We start from the raw sequence: 16848 nt of genomic DNA, 5'->3' as shown, positions 1-16848 counted from the left end.
GCAAAGAGGAAGGGCGACCGACCTTAAACGGTGGGCGTCTCGGGATCTGCGTCGGCGTCGGCCGGGGAGCCGGCCAGCCAGGCATGGGCGTCGGGCAGCGGCGCGTCGTCGCGACGGCCCAGCGCCATGAAGTCGAACAGGGTGGTGTCGGCCAGCTGCGAGGGCCGGACTTCACCCATGGCGCGCGCGATCTGCTCGATGCGGCCCGGGTGGTCCTTTTCCCACTGCTTCAGCATCAGGCCGACCTGGCGGCGCTGCAGGTTCTCCTGGCTGCCGCACAGGTTGCAGGGAATGATCGGGAACTGGCGGGCCTGCGCGTACTCGACGATGTCGCTTTCGCGCACGTAGGCCAGCGGCCGGATCACCACGTGCCTGCCGTCATCGCTGCGCAGCTTCGGCGGCATGCCCGACAGCCTGGCGTGGTGGAACAGGTTCATGAAGAACGTGGCCACCATGTCGTCGCGGTGGTGGCCCAGCGCGATCTTGGTGAAACCGTGGGTCTCGGCGTAGTTGTACAGCGCGCCACGACGCAGCCGCGAGCACAGCGAACACATGGTCTTGCCTTCCGGGATGACCCGGCTGACCACCGAATAGGTGTCCTGCTCGATGATGTGGTACGGCACGCCCAGCCCGGCCAGGTACTCCGGCAGCACGTGCTCGGGGAAGTCCGGCTGCTTCTGGTCCAGGTTCACCGCCACCAGCTCGAACGGTACCGGCGCCTTCTTCTGCAGCTGCAGCAGCACGTCCAGCAGGGTGTAGCTGTCCTTGCCGCCGGACAGGCAGACCATGACCTTGTCGCCGGCCTCGATCATGCCGAAGTCGGCAATCGCCTCGCCGACCTGGCGGCGCAGGCGCTTGGCCAGCTTGTGCTGCTCGCGCTCGGCCACGCGCGGATCACGGGCGGCGCGCGGCTGGGGATCGGGAAGGGAAATCACGGCACTCATGGGTTCCATTCTAACGGCTCGGAGCCGCCCCGGCCGGGGGTCGGGGTTCCCCTCTCCCGGCGGTCATCATCGCTGTGTATGCTCGGAGGCTGTGGACACCTACAGCCCCGCCGAGATCGTCGAGCACCTCGCCGCCCTGCGCGCCGAGCACCGGCTGCTGGATGAACAGATCACCCGCATGGCCGCCAACGGCGAGGACGAGCTGGAGTCCAAGCGCCTGAAGCGGCGCAAGCTGCAGCTGAAGGACTGCATCGCCAGGCTGGAAAGCCTGCAGATTCCCGACGAACCGGCCTGAGCGGTGGCCCATCCACGCATGGCGTGGATCTACTGCTTCGCCCCGGTAGATGCCAACCTTGGTTGGCCCACTGCTCTGGTGGGTGCCAACCTTGGTTGGCACGGCTGGAAGGTGTGGACCAAGGTCCACACCCACCGCATCGCCCGGCGCTGCCTTCAATCCTGCGGCGCAGGCTCGTCCGGGCGGGCCGCTTCCGGGCTGACCCGTTCGATGGTGTGGCGCAGCTCGCGGCCGAGGATGAACTTGGCGTCCTTGGCCCAGGCATCCAGGCGCTCGTCGAACAGCAGCTTGCTGTTCTCGTCCGGCCACACCAGGCGCAGTTCGCGCAGCTTCTGGATGAAGCCACGGAACAGGGCCTTGTCGAAGAACTCCGGTGCCGCCGGTGCATAGAGCAGGCTCAGCCGCTGCGCCGCCTGCTGGCACAGGCTTTCCAGCTCGGCGGCGCCGAGCACGCCGGGGCCGTTCTTCACCAGCACCGAGATGGCGATGTAATAGCGCTCGAACGCCTGCTGCAGCGAATGGCCGATCGCACGCAGGCGGAACACCTCGTCGGTCTGCCCGGTATTGCGCGCCAGGATGCCGCCGTCGTCATCGTTGACGTTCTGCAGCAGGCCCTCGCGCACGAACACATCGATGGTCCGGTCGATGCGCAGGGCGAACTCGTCCTCGCTCCACGGCAGGAACAGCTCGGCCTGCAGGAACGGGTACACCGTACGGCCCAGCTGGACCAGGCCGGTGCGGCTCATGCGGCGGTTGTTCTGGAAGCAGCAGGCCACCCACGACGAGGCGGTGAACAGGTGCACCACGTTGTTGCGGAAGTAGCTCAGCAGCACCGCGGTGTCGCCGCTGACGCTGAGCACATCGCCCAGCGGGTGCTTGATGCGGGTGAGGACGTTGATTTCCTCGGCGTGGGCGATGATCCGCTCCGGCGAGTGCGGGGTCACCGTCACCCGGTCCGAGTACGGCATCTCGACCAGCAGGGTCTTGCACAGCTCGATCTGCGCGATCAGGTCGGCCTCGCCCATCGCGTGCTTCGGCGTGGACAGCAGGGCCAGCGCCAGCAGGTTGATCGGGTTGACGTCGGCGGCGCCATTGATGCGCACCTGGATGCGTTCGGCCAGCGTGTCCACCGTGGTCGACAGCCAGGCCGGTTTCTCGTCCTCGGACACCGCCTCGCCCTTCCACTCCGGCGCCTTCTCGGCCAGCACGTCGTTCAGCGCGATCGGCTCGCCGAAGTTCACCACCACCTGGCCGTAGTTCTGCTTGAGCACCTTGGGGATGCCCCACAGCAGCGACCAGATCGATTCCTTTTCCTTCGGCCGGCCGGACAGTTCGTCCAGGTAGCTGCCGCCTTCCATCAGCTTCTCGTAGCCGATGTAGATGGGCTGGAACAGCACCGGTTTGCGCGGCTGGCGCAGGAACGCGCGCAACGTCATCGAGATCATGCCGCCCTTGGGCTGCAGCAGGCGCCCGGTACGCGAGCGGCCGCCTTCGACGAAGTACTCCAGCGAGTAGCCACCGGCCACCAGCTGCGCGACGTATTCGCTGAGCACCGCCGAGTACAGCGCATTGCCACGGATCGAGCGGCGGATGAAGAACGCACCGCCCTTGCGCAGCAGGGTGCCGACGACGGGCAGGTTGAGGTTGATGCCGGCCACGATGTGCGGCGGCACGATGCCACGGTCGTACAGCAGGTACGACAGCAGCAGGTAGTCCATGTGGCTGCGGTGGCTGGGCACGTAGACCACTTCGTGGCCCGGCGCGGCGGCCTTGAACTTGTCCAGGTGGTGCACCAGCACGCCCGCATAGATGCGGTTCCACACGTGGCTGAGCATGAAGCTGGCCGAGCGCACCACCGGGCTGGAATAGTCCGCAGCGATTTCCCAGGCGTAGGCGTGTGCCTTCTTCCAGGCATCGGCCGGCTTCGAGTTGTCGCGCTTGGCCTGCGCGGCGATCGCTTCGCGTACCGGCTCGGCGGCCAGCACCTGGTCCACCAGCAGGCGCCGGGTCGACAGGTCGGGGCCGATCACCGATTCACGGATGCGTCGGAAGTGCGTACGCAGCACGCGCTGCAGCTTGCGCACCGTGCGCTCCGGCTCCAGGCCTTCATCCACGGTGTTGCGCAGCGAGATCGGCGGGGCGAAGCGGACGATGGTGCTGCGGCCGTTGAGCAACACCGCCAGCAGGCGACGGAAGCGGCCGACCAGTGCCCAGTTTTCCGAGAACAGCACCGCGAACCAACCGCTCTGCTTGTCCGGGGCGCGGCCAACGAAGATCGACACCGGCACCAGGTGCACGTCCAGGTCATCGCGCACGCGGTGTGCCTGCAGGACCTTGGCCAGCGAGTCGGAGTGGGTCTTCGCGCCGCGCTGCTCGGGAATCAGCGAGTTGCTGGAGCTGCGCCGCGACAGCGCCAGGTAGGCGCGCTTGCGGCCGGTCGGGTCACCGGCCAGCGGCACCAGCGGCGACGGCAGGCCGGCCTGGCGGCAGGCCTTGTCCAGGATCAGCGCGTTGGACAGGCCGTAGTCTTCCAGCACGTACATGACCGGGCGGCCATCGTTGTACTGGCCCGGGTCTTCCGGCTCGATCTTCAGCGACAGCCACGGCTCGACCAGGCGGCCCAGCAACCGCGCCCACAGCGGGCGGCGGCCGGCCGGACGCGCGTGCGCGGGCGGCGGTACCGGGTTCGGGCCGGTACCGGTCGAGGGGGACGCCGGCACCGTATCGGCGGGCGTCGACTGGGATTCTTCGCCGGGGAACGGCAGCGGGTTCTGTTTCGACATCGGCGCCATTATGGCTTAGGCGGCGGCGTTGCCGCTTCCCCACCCTCCGCGGGGGCTTCAGCCGGTGCCGGCGACGCAGCCGCGCGGGCCGAGTCGGCCTTGCGCAGCAGCGCGTCGGTGTCGGCCAGGGTACGGGTCAGGTACCAGTGGCCCTCGCGCCGGCTCAGTGGCAGCTGCAGGGTCATCTCGCGCCCGGCCAGGTCGTAGTGCAGGCGTACCAGCGCATTGTCGCCCTCCACCGAGAGCAGCTCGCCCCGGACGCTGCGCAGCGCGTCATCCACGCCCAGCCCGTAGCTGCCAAGCACCGCCTTGAGGGTGTGGATGAACGGCGCCAGCTGCTGCAGGCTGCCTTCCATGCCGGCCGCCTGCAGGCCGGCTTCGTCATCGAAGCCGACCTTGTTGGCGGCGCCGACCAGCGCGGCAATGGTGCTGCGTGCGCGGGCGCGGTCACTGATCGGCGCGCCCTGGGCCCAAACGGCAAGGGTTTCGACCAGGGCGATGTAGTGGGCCTGCTGGCCGGGCGTGTAGCCCTTCTGATGGCGCAGGTACTGCACGCCGAAGTTGCCCATCGACTGCGCGGCCTGGCGCACGGCGCTGGCCTGGCCGGCCAGCTGGCGGTCGAAGCTGCGCTGCAGTTCGGCGCTGGCATCGGGCTTGCGCAGCGCGGCCAGCATCGGCAGCAGCTGGTCCCCCAGCGGCAGCTCGGTCAGCGGCCACTGGCTGTGGCCCTGCGCCCAGGCCTGCTGCAGGCGCTGGTACTGGCCCGGCGGTACCGACAGCTTCGCGTAGCCGACCAGATCATCTTCGGCCAGGCGCAACGCCATCGCCTGCACCGCAGCCACCGGCTCGGCCGCCGGCCTGGCCGGATCGTTGGCAGACTCGCGGCACGCCGCCACGGCCAGCAGCAGCATGGCCGCCAGCCCCCATCCACGCGCAGACCTTCCTCGCACCGCCACGCTCATGCAATCGGACTCCCCGGACCGGCCCGCATCTTGCGGCCTGCGACGTGACAGCGGCAAGCCGGGACGTCACGGTTTTCGGCCAAGGCGGTCAGATCCCTTCTGCCGCGGGCAGAAGGGATCTGACCGCAGAGCCGCCGCCGGCATAAAAAAAGAGCCCGGATCACGGGGATCACAGGCTCTTCAAACCGGCGCGAGGCCGGAGGACAGTGTTGTGGCACATGTCCGGTCCGAGGACCGGATGGCGGCGATCCTACGCTGCCCTTCAAGTTAAGGCAACACTTCACGTAACGCCATGTATGTATTTGATTTTATTGAATCAATCACGCTGCCAGACAGATTCAATGAAATCTACGGCGTGTTTTTCGGCGATTCGGGCATAAATCCCCGGATAGCCGGCCAGCGCGCAGCCCTCGCCCCAGCTGACGATGCCGAACTGGGTCCAGCCATCGCGCAGGCGCAGCAGCAGCGGCCCGCCGGAATCCCCCTGACAGCTGTCGATGCCCTCGCGGCCGGCGCAGATGACCTTGCCACGCGACAGTTCCCCACCGTAGGCCTGCTGGCATTCATTGAATGCCACGAACGGCACCTGCACGGTCTGCAGCTGGGTCGGGTAGACCCGGCCATCGCCGATGTCGGTGTCCCCCCAGCCGATCACGGTGAATTCGCGGCCCGGCTTGAGATAACTGGCGTCGGGCCGCAGCCGCAGTGCCACCGGCTGTGCACCATCCAAGGGGGCGCTGAGCTGGATCAGGGCCACGTCGTGCTCCAGCGAGTTACCACTGTTGAATGCCGGATGGACGTGGATCGCCTTGACGTTGGAGGCGCGGGGCGAGGCGTCGGTGGACAGGGCAGCGGCGTTGCCGACGACGGCGATGCCGCCAGGCGCTTCCCCCTGCATGCAGTGCGCGGCGGTCAGCACCCACGAGGGCGAGATGAGGGTGCCCCCGCAGAAGTGGCGGTCATGATCCGAATCGCCGTCGAAGATGCCCTGGATGCTGACCATGAACGGGTATTCGCCGGCCGGAGCCGCTTCACCGCCGATGATGCGTGGTGCATCGCGTGCCTGCGGCGCAGCGATGGCGGGTACGGCAGACGCGGCCAACAGCAGGCCGATGAACAAAGAGGTGCTGCGATACATATCCCTGTACTCCTCTATCGATGGTTGGAACCGGCGCGGCCGCGGTCCGTGCCGGTGCATCGATTGGGGAGCAGTGATGAGGCTGACAGCGCGAACGCGCGCACAGTTCCGGTGCCTTGCGCCGCCTGCGACAACTGCAGACCTACAAATGCGAACGCCATCCCGCATGGATCGGGATGGCGTTCGACGTGCCGGCGTGACCGGCGTCGGCGGCAGGCTCAGCGCGCAGCCAGAGCCGACGCGATTTCCTGCTGGATTGCCCGCGCTGCGGCCTGCGGATCGGCCGCCAGGCGGATCGGGCGGCCGACCACGATGGCATCGGCGCCATCGGCGAAGGCCTGCGCCACGCCAACGGTGCGCTTCTGGTCATCGCCGACCGGGCCACCCGGACGGATGCCCGGGCAGACGATCGAGAACCCGCTGCCGGTAGCGGCGCGGATCGGGCCGGCTTCCTGGCCCGAGGCGATCACCCCGTCGATGCCAGCGGCCTGGGCGGCCAGCGCGCGCTCGACCACCACGTCCACCGGCTCGCGGTCGATGCCCATCTGCGCCAGGTCGGGTCGGCCCATCGAGGTCAGCACGGTCACTGCCAGCAGGCGCATGTCGCTGCTGTTGGCGGCTGCGCAGGCCTCCATCATGGCCGGGTGCCAGCCGTGGATGGTGGCGTAGCTGACCGGCCACTGCGACAACCGCTTGATCACCGCCGCAGCGGTGGCCGGGATGTCGAAGAACTTCAGGTCGACGAACACGCGCTTGTCGCGGCGGGCCAGCGCATCGAGCACCTGGAAGTACTCGCCGGAGGCGAGCAGTTCCATGCCGATCTTGTAGAACGCCACGCTGTCGCCGAGGCGATCGACCCACTCCAGTGCCTGCACGCGGTCAGGTACATCCAGCGCGAAGATCAGGCGCTCGTCATCGCGCAGCGGCAGCGGTGCGCGGCTCACGGTGCGTAGTCCAGCGCAGCGCGCTTGGCGTCGTGGCGGGCCTGGCGCGACTGGCTGTAGTCGTTGTTGAACTGCGCCGGCTCGAAGCCGCCGTAGGTCGGGTTCGGCAGCATCCACCAGCGCTCGCCGAACCAGTCGTGGTACTGCTGCAGCAGCGCGTCGCGGCCGTCGTTGGTGTTGGCGGTCACTTCCACGAAGTCGCCCAGCTGGTCACCGAACTGCATCAGCACGCGGTACTTCTGCCCGGCCAGGCGGCGGCGGCAGTTCTTCTCGCTGCCGTTCTGCTCGCACCCCGGCACCACCGTGCCCAGGCCGAGGAACACGCTGTCGTCGGCCACCGGCAGGCCCTGCTCGCGCAGGTTGGCCAGGGTCGCGTCCTTCAGGTGCACGGCGCGGTTGGAGATGTACAGCAGGGTCACGCCCTTGGCATTGGCGGCCTTGGCGAAGTCGACCACGCCCGGGATCGCCTTGGCCTTCTTTTCGGCTACCCACTGGTCCCAGGTCAGCTCGTCGTATTCCTTGCCATCGCGCACCAGGCGCGCCTGGTAGGGCGAGTTGTCCAGCACGGTCTCGTCCACGTCCAGCACCACCGCCGGTTTCAGGCCCTTGGCGTCGTTGCCGCGCTCTTCCGGTACCAGTGCGTCCCAGTGGGCTTCCTTCAGGGCCGCGTCGAGATGGTCGGCGGCGGCACGGTAGGTCTGCTCGGTGATCGCCTTGTACTCCTGCGCGCGCTGCATCCACAGCACCGCGTTGAGGTTGTCGTTGGCGGTGGCATCGAGCACGCCATCGGCCTTGGCGGCGGCGGCCGGGGCCTGCGGGGCAGCGGCTTCGGCGGCAGGCGCATCCACGCGCTTGCAGGCGGACAGGCCCAGCGCCGCGGTGGCGAGCAGGGTCAGGGACAGGGAAACGGGACGACGCATGGGTTCACCGGCAATCAGATATACCGGCGCATTTTACCGGCAAAGCCGGCCTTGGGACGGCTATGCTTGGCGGTTGACCCGTTGCCCTTCTGGAGGCCGCCATGACCGATTCCGCCCAGACCCCCGACGTCCCCCTGCTCGACGCCGTGCAGGCCCGCCTGCTGGGCTGCCTGGTGGAGAAGGAGGCGACCACCCCAGACACCTACCCGCTGACGGTCAACGCCGCCCAGTCGGCCGCCAACCAGAAAACCGCCCGCGAGCCGGTGATGAACGTCGATGCCGGCAGCGTGCAGCACGCCCTGCGCCAGCTGGAGACGCTGGGCCTGGCCCGCCAGCACTTCTCCTCGCGCGCCGACCGCTACGAGCACCGCCTGCAGGCCGCACTGGACCTGACCCGGCAGCAGACCGTGCTGCTGGCGATGCTGCTGCTGCGTGGGCCGCAGACGCTGGGCGAGCTGGTGACGCGCTGCGAACGCCTGCATCGCTTCGCCGACACCGACGAAGCCCGCCACGCCATCGAGCGCCTGCAGCAGCGCGCGCTGCTGGTGGTGCTGCCGCGTGCCAGCGGCCAGCGCGAAGACCGCTACATGCACCTGCTGTGCGGCGAGGTGGACGGCGCGACGCTGGCGGCCAAGTACGCCGGCAGCGGCGGTGGCAGCGAGGCCGCCGACCCGGGCCTGGCCGAGCGCGTGGCCCAGCTGGAAGCGGCCGTGGCCGATCTGCAGGCGCAGCTGGCCGAACTGCGCGGTTGAACGTCCATATGCGGTAGTGCCGGCCGCTGGCCGGCAACCCAGGTTCACCGAGATGCCGGCCAGCGGCCGGCACTACCGGATGTCCTGCCGATGCAGTGCCGACCAACGGTCGGCACCCGCCACGATCAAACCTCGGCCGCGCCCTGCGTGGCATACAGCCGGCTCGGGCTGTCCACGCCCGGCAGCTGGATCACCCCGCGTTCCTGCATGCCCAGCCCCAGCAGGATCTTCCCGGACACCACGTTGTCCAGGTCGGTGATGCCATACAGATCGTTCAGGCCCAGTGCTCCACGTGCATGCGCAAACACCGCCCGCGCCGCCTCACCGGCATAGCCCTGCCCGGCAAATTCCGAAAGCACCGCATAGCCGATATCCGGCCCCGGCAGGCCGTCACGCCGCACCAGCCCGGCATTGCCCAGCCAGGCACCATCGGCCAGCCGCTCGATGGCATACATGCCATAGCCATGCAGCGCATAGGCCGGCAGCACCCTTGCCGCCGCGTAATCGCGCGCCTCCTGCTGCGTACGCACGCCACGATCGCCGATGAAGCGCACGAAGCCCGGATCGTTCAACAACGCCAGCATCTGCGCGGCATCACGCTCTGGATCGATCCGGCGCAGCCGCAGACGTTCGCTTTCAATCGGATGCACGCCCAGACCTCCAACAGAAAGCCCGATTGTGCCCCAGCCCCCGGCTGTTGCTTTTGATTTTCTGTTTTCTTTTCCGTGGCTGGCGCGCACGGAACCTGTCAGGGGCCGGGCGGGTGGGCTGGGGCGGGACCGTCCGCGGCATGGATGCCGCGGCCGAGCCCCCATGGACGGGTTTACGGCGTGTCCCGCCCGGCCCACCCGCCCGGCCCACCACGAATGCACTGCGAACGGCGCCAACCACGAGGGGCTGCGCCGTTCGCCGGTCAATCGAACAACGCTTCGATCGCCGCCAACCCCGCCGTCGCCCGCTCCTTCTTCCGCGCCGCATCGGCCACCGGATCCGCACCATCGCGCTGGATCTCCTCGGCCGGAATCTCCTCGAAGAACCGGCTCGGCTTCAACCGCACGTGCTCGCCGAACTTGCGGGTCAGCTTGCTGTAGCTCATCCACAACTGGATCTTGGCGCGGGTGATGCCCACGTACAGCAGGCGGCGCTCTTCCTGCAGGTTGCCTTCGTCCAGGCTGACCTGGTGCGGCAGCACGCCGTCCTCGCAGCCGACGATGAACACGTACGGGAATTCCAGGCCCTTGGAGGCGTGCATGGTCATCATGCGTACCTGGTTGCCGCCCTCGTCCTTGTCGCTGCGCGACAGCAGCGCCAGCTGGCCGGCCAGGTCGGCGGCAGTGGCACCACGCGGGCCACCCTCGAACCACTGAGCCAGTTCCTCGATGTTGTTGGCACGGCGCTGGTAGCTGGCCTCTTCCTTGGCCTGCTGGCGCAGCTCACTCAACAACCCTGATTCCTTGGCCACCTTGCGGATCATGTCGCCGGAACTGATCTGGCGCGTCTGCGCGCGCAGGTCACGCAGAATGTCGGTGAAGCGCGCCAGGCTGTTGGCCGCACGCGGCGGCAACTGCTGCAGGGCGCCGATCGCCTCGGCGGCCTGCGCCATCGGCATGTCCTTTTCCTGCGCCAGTTCAGCCAGCTTGGCCAGCGTGCCGGCACCGACATCGCGCTTGGGTGACTGCACCGCACGCATGAACGCGGTGTCGTCGTCCGGGTTCACCAGCAGGCGCAGCCAGGCCAGCGTGTCCTTCACTTCCTGGCGCTCCAGGAACATCGTGCCGCCGGTCAGGTGGTAGGGGATGCGCAGCAGCTGCATCGCTTTTTCCAGCGGGCGCGACTGGAAGTTACCGCGGAACAGGATGCAGAAATCGCTCCACGGCACGTTGCGCGACTGCGCCACGAAGGCGATCTCGGCCGCAACCTTTTCCGCTTCGTGTTCGCTGTTGCGGCATTCCCACACGCGGATGCGCTCGCCGTCGGCCTGGTCGCTCCACAGCTTCTTCAGGTGCTCGTGCGGGTTGTTGGCGATCAACGCGTTGGCCGCGCGCAGCACGCGGTTGGAACAGCGGTAGTTCTGCTCCAGTTTGATGATTTCCAGCGCAGGGTAGTCGCGCCCCATCTGCTGCAGGTTTTCCGGGTTGGCGCCGCGCCAGGCGTAGATCGACTGGTCATCGTCGCCGACGCAGGTGAAATTGCCCTTGTCACCGGCCAGCTGCTTGAGCAGGCGGTACTGTGCGTCGTTGGTGTCCTGGCATTCGTCCACCAGCAGGTAGCCGATGCGCTCGCGCCAGGCCAGCGCGATCTCCGGGTTCTCTTCCAGGATCTGCACCGGCAGACGGATCAGGTCGTCGAAGTCGACCGCATTGAACGCGGTCAACCGCAGCTGGTAACGCTCGTAGACGCTGGCCGCTTCCTTTTCGCGGTTGCTGCGCGCGGCAGCCATCGCCTGTTCGGGCGACAGGCCGGCGTTCTTCGCGCGCGACACCAGGTTCTTCATGTCCTCGATGTCATCGGGCTTGGCGCCGTACATCAGGTCCTTGATCTGCGCGGCGGCATCATCGGCATCGAAGATCGAGAAGCCGCGCTTCAGGCCCACGGCGGCATGTTCGATCTGCAGGAACTTCAGGCCCAGCGCATGGAAGGTGCAGATGGTCACCTCGTCGGCGTCCTGCTCGCGCAGGCGCTTGGCCACGCGCTCGCGCATTTCCTTGGCCGACTTGTTGGTGAAGGTGATCGCGGCGATGCGGCGGGCCGGGTAGCGGCCACAGCCGATCAGGTGGGCGATCTTCTCCACGATCACGCGCGTCTTGCCGCTGCCGGCGCCGGCGAGCACCAGCAACGGGCCTTCGATGTGCAGGACCGCGGCAGCTTGAGGAGGATTGAGACCGTGCATGGGGACAGGATTGTAGCGGGGTGCCGGCAGGCCCACCTGACTTGCATGGCGCCCGGCCGTAAGGTATTGAATCGGCACCGGAACACAGGAGCGTGGTCCATGTCCCTGAGCATCATCGCCCGCCCGTTGGCGGCCGTCCTGCTGGGCCTGCTGGCCCTGCCTGCGGCCGGGTCCAGCCCGGCGCCGCCCGCCGATGCCTATGAAACGATCGTGCTGCAGTCGCACGAGTTTCTTGTCTACCATCCGGACCTGCGCTTCCGTGGGCTCGGCATGCAGGCCCGCGAACGGGGCCGCCATGAAGAAGCCCGCAACGACTTCCGCAACGCCGCGCGCTACGGCGACAAGCTGTCACAGGCAGCGCTGGCCGACATGCTGTGGAACGGGCAAGGCGGCCCGGTCGACCGCGCGTTGGGCTACGCGTGGATGGACCTAGCGGCCGAGCGCGGCACCGAGTGGCTGGTGGTGCAGCGCGAACGCTTCTGGGAGGCGCTGTCCGCCGACGAACGCGAGCGCGCGGTGCGCGAGGGCCGCGCGCTGTACGCCGAGTTCGGCGACCCCGCCGCCACGCCGCGGCTGGAACGCGAACTGCGGGCCGGCAGCATGCAGCAGACCGGCAGCCGCGCCGGCTGGAGCGGCGCCATGCGCAGTCAGGGCCGCGGCGATGCCGGGTCCCGTGTGCTGCAACCGGAGAAGCACCAGTTGGCCCGCTACTGGGATCCGGTGGCCTACCGGCAATGGCAGGACGAGGAACTGGCCAGGTCGGGGCGATGACCCGCGCCTGCCAGGCCATCGTTGCCTTAGCGCTGGCACTGCTGGCGCCCGGGTACGCCGCCGCCAGCGCCTGCACGCCCGACCCGGTCGCGTCGATTCCGTCGGCATTGCTGACCGAGGGTTTCCTGCAGGCCCATCCCGACCTGTACTGGCGCGACCTGGGCCAGCTGTCGTGGCGACGTGGCAAGCCTGCACAGGCGCGGCTGCGCTTCCAGCGCGCCAGCCTGTACGCCGACAAGTTCTCGCAGTCACTGGTTGCCCGCATGTACCAGGAAGGCATCGGCATCGACGCCGATCCGGTATTGGCCTACATCTGGATGGACCTGGCCGCCGAGCGCGGCTACCGCGACCTGCTGGTTGAACGCGAGCGCTACTGGCAACGGCTGGATGCGGGGCAGCGCCAACGGGTGCTGGCCGAAGGCCCTGCGCTGTACGCGCAGTACGGCGATGCCGTGGCCAAGCCGCGCATGGAAACCGCGCTGCGGACCGCCCGCAATGCGATGACCGGCAGCCGCACCGGCTTCGTCAACCCGGGCCTGCGCATGGCGCTGGGCGAGGGGCCGGAGGCCAACCGGCCGGTCACCGGCGATGACTACTACCGCGATGCCTTCTGGGAACCGGCGGCCTACTGGTGCCTGCAGGAACAGATCTGGCAGAACACCCGGCTGCGGCCCAGCATCGAGATCGGTGCACCGCGGCAGATCCGCGACGGCGGGCCGGGTGGCGACTAGAATTGGCCGATGGCCAAGCTCTACTTCTACTATTCGGCGATGAACGCCGGCAAGACCACCACCCTGCTGCAGAGCGCACACAACTACCGCGAACGCGGCATGCGGGTGGCGATCCTGACCCCGCGCCTGGACGACCGTGCCGGCGCCGGCGTTGTCGCTTCGCGGATCGGCCTGCGCGCCGATGGCATGGCCTTCGACCGCGATACCGACCTGCAGCACTGGGTCGAGCAGGATCTGGCAGCCAACGGTCCGATGGGCTGCGTGCTGGTGGACGAGGCGCAGTTCCTGACCCGTGCCCAGGTCTGGCAGCTCAGCGAAGTGGTCGACCAGCTGCGCATTCCGGTGCTGTGCTACGGCCTGCGTACTGACTTCCGCGGCGAGCTGTTCGAGGGCAGCCAGTACCTGCTGGCCTGGGCCGACGAGATGCAGGAGATCAAGACCATCTGCCACAGCGGCAAGAAGGCGACGATGACCGTGCGCGTGGACGAGCATGGCCACGCCGTGCAGGACGGCCCGCAGGTGGAGATCGGTGGCAACGAGCGCTACGTGTCGGTCAGCCGTGCCGAGTTCAAGAAGATCACCCGCGGCGAAGGACGGATCGATCCGGCGCAGGCACCCCTGCCGCTGTAAGGGGTGTTCTTTTGCAGGGCTTGCAGCCCTGCACCTGCTCAACGCAACAGCAACAGCGAAAAGCTGGTATCCCGTGGGATGGCGGGGCGGTGTGGGCTTGCAGGACACGCCGTAAACCCATCCCTGGGGGCTCGATGGCGCCATCCATGGCGCCAACGGTCCTGCAGGCCCACACCGCCCCACCTCTGTCAGATCCCCACGGCTGTTGGTAGGTGTCGACCTTGGTCGACACATCTGTCAGATATCGAATGAAATTCCGGGGGTCAGATCCGTTTTCCTTCGGGAAACGGATCTGACCCCCAGAGCAATTCCCACAGATCGCGGAGATCTGTCGAAGGCGGGGTGGGTCCGGTGGCGGGAGTGTCCGCGGCATGGATGCCGCGGCCAAGCCCCCATGGACGGGTTTACGGCGTCTCCCACCACCGGACCCACCCCGCCTACCCACGGAATGCCGGCTTTTGCTTCGGCTGTTGCCGTTGCTTGGAGCCTCTGCGGGTGCAGGGCGCAGCCCTGCCGATAAACCCACTTAGTACAGCGTGCGCTCCGGCGCGCCCGCCGGCGGCGGGGTGTACTGGTACAGCCAGGTCTCCGTAAGCGTCTTGCCACCACTGCGCAGGAACAGGCGGATGTCGATCTGCTCGGTACTGCCTTCCGGCGGCACCAGGTCGAACATCGCGCGATAGCCGTTGATCTCGCGCAGCGGGCGCGCCGACACGATCTCGACCCGGCCACGGCTGGCTTCCACCACCGCCTCGACCTCGCCCTTGTCGATCAGGCTGGCCAGCTCGCCCCCTTCGAAGTCCACCGCGAAGCGCCAGCTGAAGTACTCGCGCTTCTTGCCAACCACACCGCCCAGGCCGGTACGGCTGGCCACGCAGTGCGCCAGCGGCGGCCGCGCCGGCGGTTCGGCGCCCCAGTACAGGCGGTAGCCGACCAGCAGCTCCTGGCCCGGCTGCGGCTTTTCCTTCGGGTTCCAGAACGCCACGATGTTGTCGAAGGTCTCGTCCACGGTGGGAATCTCCACCAGCTGCACCGAGCCCTCGCCCCATTCGCCCTTCGGCTCCACCCACAGGCACGGGCGCTTCTCGTAGAACACGCCGTCGTCCTGGTAATGGTCGAAGTTGCGGTCGCGCTGCAGCAGGCCGAAGCCGCGCGGGTTGCGGTCCACGAACATGTTGAAGCGCAGGTTGCGCGGGTTCAGCAGCGGCCGCCAGATCCATTCACCGGCACCGGTCCACAGCGACAGGCCATCGGTATCGTGGATCTCCGGGCGCCAGTCCCATGCCATGCGGCGGTCGTTCTCGCCCACCTGGTACATGCTGGTGCACGGGGCGATGCCCAACCGCTCGATCGCCTTGCGCGGGTACAGCGCACTGTCGATGTCCATCAACAGCACGTCGCCATTGGTGATCGCGAAGCGGTAGGCGCCAGCCACGCTGGGCGAATCCAGCAGGCCGTAGACCACGATCGTCTCCGAATCGGCCGACGGCTGTTCCAGGTAGTAGGCGATGAAGTCCGGGAACTCCTCCGGCTTGCCCATGCCGGTGTCGATCGCCAGGCCACGCGCGGACTGGCCGTACTGGCCTTCCTTGCCGACCGCGCGGAAGTAGCTGGCGCCGAGGAAGGCGGCGAAGTCGCGGTCGGTATCCTTGCGGGTGTTCAGGCGGAAACCGGCGAAGCCGAGGTCAGCCGGCAGCTCGCCATCCTTGATGCCGCTCTTGCCGTAGTTGAACGCCGCGCCGTCATAGGCCAGCTCCTGCGCCTTGCCGTCGACCACGTCGAACATGCGCACCGGCGAATGGAAGTACAGGCCCAGGTGGAAGAACTTGGCCTGGAACTTGCCCGGCTGGTCAGCCCACAGCGCATGGTCCTGGCGGTAGCCGATCGACTGGTACTGGTCCCAGTCCAATCCCTCCAGGCGGCCCGGCAGCACCCGCTTGTGGCTCTTGTAGGGCGCCTGCGCCAGCGCGCGCGCCTGGCCCTTCAGGGTGGCGAAGTCGAACGGCTGCGGCTGGCCGAGGCGGCGCAGGCCCATCTGGCCGCTCTTGCTGGCCGCGCACGCGGGCAGGGACGGCAGGCCGAATGCAGCCAGGGCGAGGGAGGCATTGCGGATGAAGTCGCGTCGTTGCATGCAGGCGCGTCAGGCACAGGGAGGAAGGTCGGCCATCATAGGCAGACAAACGTTAACGGGCAGCGGAGACGCGCCCTGCCCGTTCAGCTGCCGCTGGCGGCCCGGCTCAGCGCTGGCAGTGGCTGCACCAGACGCTGGCACGCTGGCCGATGGTGGCGTGCTTCAGCGCACGGCCGCAGTTCGGGCAGGGCAGCCCGTCACGGCCGTACACCAGCAGTTCCTGTTCGAAGTAGCCCGGCGCGCCATCGGGGCTGATGAAATCGCGCAGGGTGGTGCCACCGCGGGTGATGGCGTAGCCCAGGATCTCCTTCACCGCGTCGGCCAGCCGCTGGTAGCGTTCGCGCGAGATCTTTCCCGCCTCGCGCAACGGACTGATGCCAGCCTTGAACAGGCTCTCGGCGGCGTAGATGTTGCCCACGCCCACCACCACCGCCTGGTCCATCAGGAAGGTCTTCACCGGCGCGCTGCGGCCACGGCTGCGGGCGAACAGGTAGTCGCCGTCGAACGCGTCGTCCAGCGGTTCCGGGCCCAGCCCCTGCAGCAGCGGGTGAATCTCACCGGCGGGCTGCCACAGCAGGCTGCCGAAGCGGCGCGGGTCGTTGAAGCGCAGCAGGCGGCCGTTGTCCAGGCTGATGTCGACGTGGTCGTGCGCACGCAGCGGGGTATCGCCGGGCAGCACGCGCAGGCTGCCGGACATGCCCAGGTGCAGCACCGCGCTGCCGATGGCGGTGTCCAGCAGCAGGTACTTGGCGCGCCGCCGGATGTCCTCGATGCGCTGCCCCGGCAGCAGCTCGGCCACTTCCGGTGGGATCGGCCAGCGCAGGTCGGCGCGGCGCAGGATCACCCCGTGCACGCGGCGGCCCTGCAGGTGCGGCGCCAGGCCGCGGCGGGTGGTTTCGACTTCGGGCAGTTCAGGCATGCAGGGATTCTATCGCTGCTCTGCCGCCGGCACCTGGC

The 16848-nt window shown here is 68.1% G+C and carries 15 protein-coding genes; 5 read left to right on the top strand and 10 right to left on the bottom strand.

The window, feature by feature from the left end; translation table 11 throughout:
• Positions 1-23: 23 nt before the first annotated feature.
• Positions 24-944, bottom strand: a complete 921-nt coding sequence (gene ttcA, locus ACUZUJ_RS00385) for a tRNA 2-thiocytidine(32) synthetase TtcA (protein ID WP_182474436.1) — start codon at positions 942-944, stop codon at positions 24-26.
• A gap of 91 nt (positions 945-1035) precedes the next feature.
• On the opposite strand from ttcA, the gene ACUZUJ_RS00380 reads away from it, so the two are divergent.
• Positions 1036-1239 carry a YdcH family protein gene (locus ACUZUJ_RS00380; protein ID WP_004153435.1) on the top strand — a complete coding sequence of 68 codons (204 nt, stop codon included), beginning with the start codon at positions 1036-1038 and terminating at the stop codon, positions 1237-1239.
• Between the two features lie 155 nt (positions 1240-1394).
• On the opposite strand, the gene plsB is transcribed toward ACUZUJ_RS00380, so the two are convergent.
• The 5 genes from plsB to ACUZUJ_RS00355 form a co-directional block, all read right to left on the bottom strand.
• The gene (gene plsB / locus ACUZUJ_RS00375; RefSeq protein ID WP_049443568.1) at positions 1395-4031 is read right to left on the bottom strand and encodes a glycerol-3-phosphate 1-O-acyltransferase PlsB; all 2637 of its coding nucleotides are present in this window, start codon (positions 4029-4031) and stop codon (positions 1395-1397) included.
• Positions 4031-4984, bottom strand: coding sequence for a hypothetical protein (locus ACUZUJ_RS00370; protein WP_458220966.1), 954 nt, complete (start codon positions 4982-4984; stop codon positions 4031-4033). Before ACUZUJ_RS00370 ends, plsB begins: the two co-directional genes overlap by 1 nt.
• 316 nt (positions 4985-5300) lie before the next feature.
• Entirely contained in the window at positions 5301-6122 is an 822-nt protein-coding gene (locus tag ACUZUJ_RS00365; protein ID WP_049443564.1) for a S1 family peptidase, read from the bottom strand.
• A 218-nt stretch (positions 6123-6340) separates the two neighbouring features.
• The gene (gene pyrF, locus ACUZUJ_RS00360) at positions 6341-7066 is read right to left on the bottom strand and encodes an orotidine-5'-phosphate decarboxylase (RefSeq protein ID WP_014035461.1); all 726 of its coding nucleotides are present in this window, start codon (positions 7064-7066) and stop codon (positions 6341-6343) included.
• Entirely contained in the window at positions 7063-7986 is a 924-nt protein-coding gene (locus tag ACUZUJ_RS00355) for a 5'-nucleotidase, lipoprotein e(P4) family (protein WP_049443561.1), read from the bottom strand. The genes pyrF and ACUZUJ_RS00355 overlap by 4 nt, the downstream gene beginning before the upstream one ends.
• A 101-nt stretch (positions 7987-8087) precedes the next feature.
• Between ACUZUJ_RS00355 and ACUZUJ_RS00350 the strand changes: the two genes are divergently transcribed.
• Complete coding sequence (locus ACUZUJ_RS00350) at positions 8088-8738, top strand: YceH family protein (RefSeq protein ID WP_458220967.1); 651 nt, start codon at positions 8088-8090, stop codon at positions 8736-8738.
• Between the two features lie 125 nt (positions 8739-8863).
• On the opposite strand, the gene ACUZUJ_RS00345 is transcribed toward ACUZUJ_RS00350, so the two are convergent.
• Positions 8864-9388 (bottom strand): GNAT family N-acetyltransferase, encoded by a 525-nt coding sequence (locus tag ACUZUJ_RS00345; protein WP_458220968.1) that lies wholly within the window; start codon positions 9386-9388, stop codon positions 8864-8866.
• Between the two features lie 263 nt (positions 9389-9651).
• Positions 9652-11628: a UvrD-helicase domain-containing protein gene (locus ACUZUJ_RS00340; RefSeq protein WP_049445716.1), complete on the bottom strand. Its 1977-nt coding sequence runs from the start codon at positions 11626-11628 to the stop codon at positions 9652-9654.
• A gap of 99 nt (positions 11629-11727) precedes the next feature.
• Between ACUZUJ_RS00340 and ACUZUJ_RS00335 the strand changes: the two genes are divergently transcribed.
• The 3 genes from ACUZUJ_RS00335 to ACUZUJ_RS00325 are packed head-to-tail and all read left to right on the top strand — an operon-like array spanning position 11728 to position 13760.
• Positions 11728-12399, top strand: a complete 672-nt coding sequence (locus tag ACUZUJ_RS00335) for an SEL1-like repeat protein (RefSeq protein WP_049445719.1) — start codon at positions 11728-11730, stop codon at positions 12397-12399.
• Positions 12396-13130, top strand: coding sequence for an SEL1-like repeat protein (locus ACUZUJ_RS00330; protein WP_049445721.1), 735 nt, complete (start codon positions 12396-12398; stop codon positions 13128-13130). The genes ACUZUJ_RS00335 and ACUZUJ_RS00330 overlap by 4 nt, the downstream gene beginning before the upstream one ends.
• Positions 13131-13139: 9 nt before the next feature.
• On the top strand, positions 13140-13760 hold the full coding sequence (locus tag ACUZUJ_RS00325; protein WP_049445723.1) for a thymidine kinase: 621 nt from the start codon (positions 13140-13142) through the stop codon (positions 13758-13760).
• A 526-nt stretch (positions 13761-14286) separates the two neighbouring features.
• On the opposite strand, the gene ACUZUJ_RS00320 is transcribed toward ACUZUJ_RS00325, so the two are convergent.
• A complete protein-coding gene (locus tag ACUZUJ_RS00320) occupies positions 14287-15891 on the bottom strand; it encodes an OpgD/OpgG family glucan biosynthesis protein (RefSeq protein WP_049445726.1) in 1605 nt (534 codons plus the stop codon).
• Positions 15892-15997: 106 nt separating this feature from the next.
• Positions 15998-16810, bottom strand: a complete 813-nt coding sequence (mutM, locus tag ACUZUJ_RS00315) for a bifunctional DNA-formamidopyrimidine glycosylase/DNA-(apurinic or apyrimidinic site) lyase (protein WP_005421105.1) — start codon at positions 16808-16810, stop codon at positions 15998-16000.
• Between the last annotated feature and the right edge of the window lie 38 nt (positions 16811-16848).

The organism is Stenotrophomonas sp. S4 (assembly GCF_054187805.2).
The sequence above is the reverse complement of the archived record's forward strand: the minus strand, read 5'-3'. Positions and strand labels throughout refer to the sequence as shown.